Genomic DNA, 7,182 nt, shown 5'->3' on the forward strand with positions numbered 1-7,182 from the left:
GTCACGCGATACGTACGGGCATCCGTTCCCGCGTTACAAATAGTGCTTGACGAGCAACTGAAAGAGATTCGACTGCGGCAGCGCGCCGTATTCGGTCGTCGACGCGCCCGCATTGATCTGCCATTGCAGCGCGACATCGGTTCTGGCGAAGCGATAACGCGCCTCGAGCCAGGTGAGCCGGCTGCGATCGGCGAGGTTCAACCTGACGAAACCGGACAGATCCAGACGCTGGATCCAGGCATCCTGCCACCTGACCATCGCGAAGAGCCCGTCGCGCGTCGTGGGGTCCTGCTGGGCGGCCGCCAGCGTTCGATAGGCGGCGTAGCCGGCCGGCGCGCCATTGCGCAGCGCCTGCCAGCCCGCGCGATCGAGCGCGGCGCCGTCCCGGTCGTACTCAAGCGTGACGGAAAGATTGCGCGACGTCGTGCAGGTCGCGCCGGTCGCGAGCTTCCAGCGGAACGCGACGTCGCTGTACGGCTGCCCGAGCGCGCGTGCAAGCGTCGACGGCCCTCGCCCGCCCGACCACTCCACGTACCCGACGCACGCGTTGTTGACGAGATGAACCAGATTGACGCCGAACTGCGGCGAACTGCCGGGCTTTCCGTCGTCGTAGATCACGATCTGCGGCGACAGATCCGAGATGACGCGCTGGCTGAACTGGAGCATCCAGCGCGTGCGCTGATTCGTCGCGCCGAAGTCCGGCGAGAACGACGCGTCGGTTGCGCGATCCGCGATCCGCGGTGCGACGAGCGCGCTGACGGAACCGTCGGCCCACAATTGCTGGCCGCGCAGCATCACCGTACCGAGCCGGTTCTCGCGCAGGCTCGCGGGATCCACCGACGTCACCGAACGGACCGCGTTGTCGCGGAAAAAGTCGGTGGGGTTGTAGCCGGTGGCGACACCGAGCCGCACATTGACGCGGCCGGCCTGCAGCAGCGTGCTGCCGCCGCCCACGCGGCCGTCCACATACAGTTCCTTCAGCGTATTGATCGCGCCCGAGTCGCCGTCGAAGCGCCACGGACCGTTCAGGTCGAGTCGATCGGCGAAACTGACGCCCCAGCCGTTCGAGAATGCATGGCGCGCACTCAGGTCGAGCGACAGGCGCGTGGCCGTGCGCGTGCCGCCCGGCCGCAGGGTGGCGAAACGCAAGCCGGGTTCGAGACTGAACTGGTACTTGCCGTCGTCGACCTTCTGCACCGGCGTCGCGTCGGCAAGCGCGAGTCCGGCCTCTTCCGCATCGTTTGCATGGCATACGCCCGCCATGCCGGCCAACGCGATACAGGCGATGCCGATTCGCGTCATCATTCCGGCTGGAAACGCGCCATGAAATCGGACTGGAACCAGGCATCCGGAATCTCCCGCGCCACGTAGTCCGCGTATCGCATCACGGTCACGAGATTCGGATTGAGCCCGTCGATGATCACGATCTCGGTCGGCCGCAACGCGCCGAGCTGCTGTTGAAAGCGTCGATAGAAGGCCGTCTTGAGAAGCTTGCCGCTTTCGCTGAAGAAACGTGCCTTCACGGGGCGCGAATCCGTCGTATCGATCCACATCTCGATCGAGTGATAGGTCATGTCGGATACGCTCTGGACGAGCTTCAACCGGTACGCGCGGCGCATCTGGCGCTCGCCGTCCTGCACATCCTCCTCCGCCTCGACCTGCGCACGATATCCCTGCGCGAAATTGACGGTGACCACGTCGCCGTTCGACGCCTGCCCGAGCAACCGTTGCTGCGGCGAAATGCGGATCGTCGCCTTGCTCGCCGGATCGAAAAACCACAGATCGTTGCCGCTCTTGAGCATCAGCTTGTTCGCATCGCGCGCCGGTGCCGCGAATCGAATCAGGCTGCGAAACTGGCCGCTCGCCGGGTTGATCCGCGAATAGGCGGTCAGTGCGTTCGAATCGGTTTGCTTGCCATCGGTGTATTGGGTCAGCGTGACATTCAGCGTGAACGGTTCGCTCGGGTTGCGAACGGCATCGCTCGCGGCGAGGATGCGCTGCGGATCGGGCGCGGCGTGCGCGGTACAGCAGGCGAGTGCGAGGATCGCGGCGGCGCCCAGGCGCGCCATCGAATGCGTCTGCATCGGAATCTCCGGGGCAAATACGGAATGACGGGGACGAGTGCGGCCCCCGCCCGGAACGGGCGGAGAACCGACTGGCTAGAGGACGTACGGGGACGCTGCGATGCGCAGCTCAGTAGCCCGGATACTGCATCTGTAGCGCGACCCAGGCGGCCGTGCGCTTGCCGAATTCGGACGCGATCGCATTCAGCGATGCATCGAGCGCATGCAACGGATAGCGCGTGACCGGTGCGGACAGCATCCGCGTCGGCGCGTCGACGCCGGCCACACGATCGGGAACGATCGTCAGCCCGCGCCGGGTGCGCACGGGTTCGCGGCTCGCGGCCACCGTGTAGGCGGTCGAGCGGAACGTCGTCGAATAGGCGTCGGCCTCGAGCACGAGCGCAATTTCGTCGACGCCCGGCGCGATCGGGATACCGAAATCCTCGTGCGACCAGAACGACACATAGTTGGTTGCGATCGTCGCCATCGCCGGCAATCCGAGACTGAAGCGGTCGGTCGCGATCTCGGACGACCATGCAGGGCGTCCGAGCCGCTCGGCGACCTGCAGCGCGCGTTCGTGCCCGGCGAGCGCCTCGACGAGCGCCAGCGATACCGGAATCGTCGCGGTGACGCCGGTCGTCGTGACGACCTTGCCGTCGGCAACGTAACGCTTGCCGTCGACCCAGCGCGTATCGGCGAACTTCTTGCGCAGATCGTTCATCGAGTACCAATGCCCCGTTGCGCGGCGGCCTTCCAGCAGCCCCGCGCGTGCAACGACCCAGACGCCGTCGCACACGCCGATGATCGTCGCGCCCTTCTTCGCCTGCCCGGCCACCCATGCAAGCAGCGCCGGATCGCTGTCGCGATGCACGGCCGGCACGATCACGTAGTCGGCCCCTTGCGGCACGCGCTCGTCGAACTGCGCGGTGGTTTCGTCCGGAATGACGTTCATCGGCGCCGGGAACATCCGGATCGGGCCCGGCTTCGTCGCGAGCGCGACGAGATCCGCCGCGCCCGATTCGGCCACGATGCCATAGGGAACGACGTAGTCGGTCAGCTCGGTATAGTAGTTTTCGCCGACGACGGCGACGATCGGGCGCGTGCGCCCGAAGCGCGGCTGATAGGCGGGCAGCCGGTCGGCGCGTGCCGCCGCGGGCGCGGCCGCTGCCGGCGCCGACGCTTCGCTCGCGGGCCCCGCATGGGCAACGTTCGCGATGCCCGATGCAAGCGGCGCGAGCAGCAACATCATCCAGTACAGCATGACTTTTCGCATTGAAGCCTCTCCGTGTATGGAACTCATCCAGTAATCAGGCATGGCGCCTGTGCCGGCCGTCATGACGCCGCCGCCGCCGGCAACACGACGTTGAACGTCACGTCGTCGTCGCGCTGCGCGTCGCGGACCTTCAGCGTGATCGTCCACCAGCCGGGCATGCTGAACTTCATCCCTTGCAGCCGATACGCACCGTTTCCGTCGCTCTCGACCACGCGAGGACGCGTCGGCAGACCGTGCCCGTGCTGCGGCATCCCGCCGCTCACGTCGATGCGCGCACCGCGCACGGGCTCGCCCGACGCACGGCTCACGCTGACCGTCCAGACATGGATCCGGTTCAGCGGCGGCGGTGTCGTGGGCGGCTCGAGCGTCACGACGTATGCGCCCGACGCCGTCGTTCGCGTCAACGACAGATTCAGACCCGCGGGAACCGACTGCTCGGCCGGTGCGCCGCATGCGCCGAGCATGGCGATGCAACTCCCGGCGAAGGCTAACATGACGTTCCGCCGACGAATCGATTTCATTGACATTTCATCGGCGCCCGATCCGGCCGCTCGATCACGCGTAGCGGAGCGCATCGACGATCTCCATGCGCGACGCGCGGCGCGCGGGCAGCAACGCGGACAGCATCGATACCACCAGCAGGCCGATCGCGGTGCCGACGATCAGGTCGTTCTCGCCCCACACGCGAATGATCAGCGGCACCGGCGAGCGGCCCGGCGGCGTCCACGTCAGACCGCTGACGTTGATGACGCCGGCGAGCAGCGCCGCGCTGGCGACGCCGAGCACCGCGCCGATCACGCCGAGCAGCAGCCCTTCGCACAGGAACAGGCGCCGCACGCCGGCGCGGCGCAACCCCATCGCGCGCAGCGTTCCGATTTCGACCGTGCGCTCGAACACCGCCGTGCTCATCGTGTTGCCCACGGTAAACAGCACGATCGCGGCGATCAGCAGTGCGACAAAACCGAACAGCGTCGCGAACATCGCAAGCGCTTGACCATAGAACGGGTTCAGCACCGTGTAATCCACGACTTCCGTGTCCGTACCGGCGAATTTCGTTTTGAGCAGCGTCTCGAGCCGCGCCTTCGCGGCAGGCAAATCCGACGTGTGGCGCAACTGGACGACGATCGCCGTGGCCTTCGGCTGCTCGGCGCCGTACACGAGTCGTTGCGCTTGCGCGAGATGCAGGCCGACGTACATGTCGTCGTATTCCTTGATGCCCTGTCGTTCCGCTTTCACGACCTGCAGTTCCGCCACGTTCGGCGCACCGCGCGCGGTCGCCGCAAGCAGTTCGATCCGCCGGCCGCTCGTCCCGGCGGCCGGCGCCGCGCGCGTTCCCTCGGCAAGGGCCGCGATATCGCCCGGAAGCGGCGAGGCAGGCGTGGCGTCCGCGGACTTCCTGGGCGGTTTGCAGTCGGGCACCTTGAGCGGCCCGCACAGTTCGAGTACACGCGCGAGGCCCGTACCGATCACGGCTGCGTCGCCCGTCGTTCCGGTCAGCGCCATCGGCGGGATCGTCACGGGGAAGCGATAGTCGTTCCAGGCGCGCATCCGGTTCTGGTCGTCCACGCGCACGCCGAGCGCGAGCGCGGTACGCGACAACCCCGCGTCGAAGTTGCCCGCGATGCCCTGCAACTGCAGCGTGGGCGTCGCGACGAGCACCATCGTCGCCAGTACCGGGTCGGCCTTCACCGCGTCGATAATCGCTTCGTAGTTGTCGATCCCGTACTCGGAAGGATTGCCGCTGCCGAACTCGTAGAACCCCTTGCGTTCGATCTGCAGGTGGCCGCCGTACTTCACGTAATCGGTTTGCAGACCATACGTGATGTTGCGCGTATAGCCGCCGAACAGCAGCACCGCGTGCGCGCCGACGATCATCGCAAGCAAGGTCGTGATCGAGCGACGGCGGTTGCGCAGCAGATTGCGGAGCGCGAGCGAAAATGTCTTCATGCGAACGCCTCCTGCTCGTCCGTGCGGGTCACGTCGGACACGATCCCGTCGGCAATATGGACGACGTCGTCGCCCGCCGCGATGACCTGCGGATCATGCGACGAAATCACGAACGAGACGCGCCGCTCCCGCTGCAAGCGCCGCATCAGCGCGATGATCTGCTGGCCGGTCTTGCTGTCCAGATTGGCGGTCGGCTCGTCCGCCAGCACGAGGTTCGGCGACGCGACGAGTGCGCGTGCGATCGCGACCCGTTGCCGCTGGCCGCCCGACATCTGTCCCGGACGATGGTGCGCCTTGTCGGCCAGGCCGACCGCATCGAGCATGTCCCGCACCTTCAGCGCCCGCTCGGACTCCGTCAATCGCGTGCCCGCGAGAAGCAGCGGATATTCGACGTTTTCGTGCGCCGTGAGCACCGGCAGCAGATTGAAGTTCTGGAAGACGAAACCGAGCCGCCGGGCACGAAAATCCGACAGCGCGTCGTCCGACAAACGGCCGACCTCTTCGCCCGCCACGACGATGCGGCCGCGATCGGGCCGGTCCACGCACCCGACAAGATTCAGCAACGTCGACTTCCCGCTGCCGGACGCGCCGGCAATGACGGTCAGTCTTCCATCACGGATGTCGAGCGTGACGTCGCGCAGCGCGGTCACGTTGACGGAGCCCATCAGATACGACTTTTCAACGGCTTCGAGTATTACGGCGTTCATGGTCTCGATGTACGAAGTTGGCAGGCCGCGACAGCAGGGTGCAGGACGATCGCGCAGCGCAGAATACCAACTTGCGTGTACGGAAAAACCTGTTCGTTGGGGCAGCGTCCGGGCGCGAACGCGATGCCGGGATGGCATGTCGCGTCCCGCATTCGCGAACAATCACGGCCGGGAGGGACCGTCAACCTGTACCGTCGGACGGCACACGTCGCCGCCCCTTGCGATTACGCTGCACCGTCATCGGCGCGCCGCCCCGGATCGAATCGCGGCCGCGTCTCGTCACGACTTCCGTTCCCAATCGGCATGCCAGTCAAGATCACGCCCTGGTTCATCCTGCATCGCCCGCAACCCGCGGCCACGCACCGGCTGTTCTGCTTCCCGTACGCCGGTGCCGGCTCGCTGCTCTATCGGCGCTGGGCGCTCGATCTGCCCGACTGGATCGAAGTCGTTGCGGTCGAACTGCCGGGACGCCAGACGCGTTTCTCGGAAGCGCCGCCCACGTCGCTGGATGCGATGACGGATGCGTTGGCCACGGCCGCGACCGGGCTCCTCGACAAGCCATTCGGCACCTTCGGGTACAGTTTCGGCAGTGTCGTCGGTATCGAATGGTTGAAGGAACTCGATCGACGACGGCTTCGCGGGCCCGTTCATGCGTTCTGTGCAGCGCACCGCGCGCCGCATGTCGCACCGCGTCCGCTCTCGATTCATCGGTTGCCGGAACCGGACCTCATCGGTTGGCTGAAAACGATGGGCGGCACACCGGATGCGTTGCTGTCGGAGCCGGACTGGCTTCGGCATTTCCTGCGCGCGCTGCGCGCCGATCTGGCGCTCGCCGAAGGATATTGCACCGATGCGCCATTCGCGTTGCGGTGCGGGCTGACCGTATTCGGCGGCCTGCACGATCCGCATGTCGATATCGACGCGCTGCGCGAATGGCGCCGCTACAGCGACGGACCGTTCTCCCTTCATCGGTTCGACGGCGATCATTTCTTCATCCATGCCCGGGAACGCGAGCTACAGGATCGCGTGGTCGCGACGCTGGCCGCACAGGCATAGCCACGATACCGAGAACCGGTCGCGCCGGCATCGGCTGCGAGGTCATCCCGTCACAGCATCACGCGCTCGATCCCGCCATGGTTGGCGCGTGCGACATAATCGGCCATCCAGTTCTCGCCGAGCACCTGGCGCGCGA

8 protein-coding genes are annotated in these 7,182 nt (G+C 66.3%); 1 reads left to right on the forward strand and 7 read right to left on the reverse strand.

Annotated features, from left to right (window positions below):
- Positions 1-33: 33 nt before the first annotated feature.
- The 6 genes from C5F75_RS35430 to C5F75_RS35455 all read right to left on the reverse strand — a co-directional run bounded on the left by C5F75_RS35430 (position 34) and on the right by C5F75_RS35455 (position 5,990).
- Positions 34-1,305 carry a hypothetical protein gene (locus tag C5F75_RS35430; protein ID WP_226094348.1) on the reverse strand — a complete coding sequence of 424 codons (1,272 nt, stop codon included), beginning with the start codon at positions 1,303-1,305 and terminating at the stop codon, positions 34-36.
- Positions 1,302-2,084, reverse strand: a complete 783-nt coding sequence (locus tag C5F75_RS35435) for an outer membrane lipoprotein-sorting protein (RefSeq protein WP_059642217.1) — start codon at positions 2,082-2,084, stop codon at positions 1,302-1,304. The genes C5F75_RS35430 and C5F75_RS35435 overlap by 4 nt, the downstream gene beginning before the upstream one ends.
- A 109-nt stretch (positions 2,085-2,193) precedes the next feature.
- Positions 2,194-3,336, reverse strand: a complete 1,143-nt coding sequence (locus tag C5F75_RS35440; protein ID WP_059642214.1) for a DJ-1/PfpI family protein — start codon at positions 3,334-3,336, stop codon at positions 2,194-2,196.
- Positions 3,337-3,395: 59 nt separating this feature from the next.
- Positions 3,396-3,740, reverse strand: coding sequence for a FixH family protein (locus C5F75_RS35445; protein ID WP_226094347.1), 345 nt, complete (start codon positions 3,738-3,740; stop codon positions 3,396-3,398).
- A gap of 151 nt (positions 3,741-3,891) precedes the next feature.
- Positions 3,892-5,283 carry an ABC transporter permease gene (locus C5F75_RS35450; protein ID WP_060010827.1) on the reverse strand — a complete coding sequence of 464 codons (1,392 nt, stop codon included), beginning with the start codon at positions 5,281-5,283 and terminating at the stop codon, positions 3,892-3,894.
- On the reverse strand, positions 5,280-5,990 hold the full coding sequence (locus C5F75_RS35455) for an ABC transporter ATP-binding protein (RefSeq protein WP_059583855.1): 711 nt from the start codon (positions 5,988-5,990) through the stop codon (positions 5,280-5,282). Before C5F75_RS35455 ends, C5F75_RS35450 begins: the two co-directional genes overlap by 4 nt.
- 123 nt (positions 5,991-6,113) lie before the next feature.
- On the opposite strand from C5F75_RS35455, the gene C5F75_RS35460 reads away from it, so the two are divergent.
- On the forward strand, positions 6,114-7,046 hold the full coding sequence (locus tag C5F75_RS35460; protein WP_081075322.1) for a thioesterase II family protein: 933 nt from the start codon (positions 6,114-6,116) through the stop codon (positions 7,044-7,046).
- Positions 7,047-7,096: 50 nt separating this feature from the next.
- Here the strand turns inward: C5F75_RS35460 and C5F75_RS37745 are convergent.
- Positions 7,097-7,182, reverse strand: an 86-nt coding sequence (locus tag C5F75_RS37745) for a DUF3400 domain-containing protein (protein WP_124557562.1), incomplete at its 5' end; no start/stop codon positions are given.

Origin of the sequence: Burkholderia anthinoferrum, from assembly GCF_002925705.1 — a bacterium.
In the GTDB taxonomy this organism is placed as follows: Bacteria; Pseudomonadota; Gammaproteobacteria; order Burkholderiales; family Burkholderiaceae; genus Burkholderia; species Burkholderia semiarida.

Excerpts from the sequence above, each read along its gene's own strand:
- C5F75_RS35430 (WP_226094348.1), bottom strand. The coding sequence starts at position 1,305 with ATGATGACGCGAATCGGCATCGCCTGTATCGCGTTGGCCGGCATGGCG.
- C5F75_RS35435 (WP_059642217.1), bottom strand. The coding sequence starts at position 2,084 with ATGCAGACGCATTCGATGGCGCGCCTGGGCGCCGCCGCGATCCTCGCA.
- C5F75_RS35440 (WP_059642214.1), bottom strand. The coding sequence starts at position 3,336 with ATGCGAAAAGTCATGCTGTACTGGATGATGTTGCTGCTCGCGCCGCTT.
- C5F75_RS35450 (WP_060010827.1), bottom strand. The coding sequence starts at position 5,283 with ATGAAGACATTTTCGCTCGCGCTCCGCAATCTGCTGCGCAACCGCCGT.
- C5F75_RS35455 (WP_059583855.1), bottom strand. The coding sequence starts at position 5,990 with ATGAACGCCGTAATACTCGAAGCCGTTGAAAAGTCGTATCTGATGGGC.
- C5F75_RS35460 (WP_081075322.1), top strand. The coding sequence starts at position 6,114 with ATGCCGGGATGGCATGTCGCGTCCCGCATTCGCGAACAATCACGGCCG.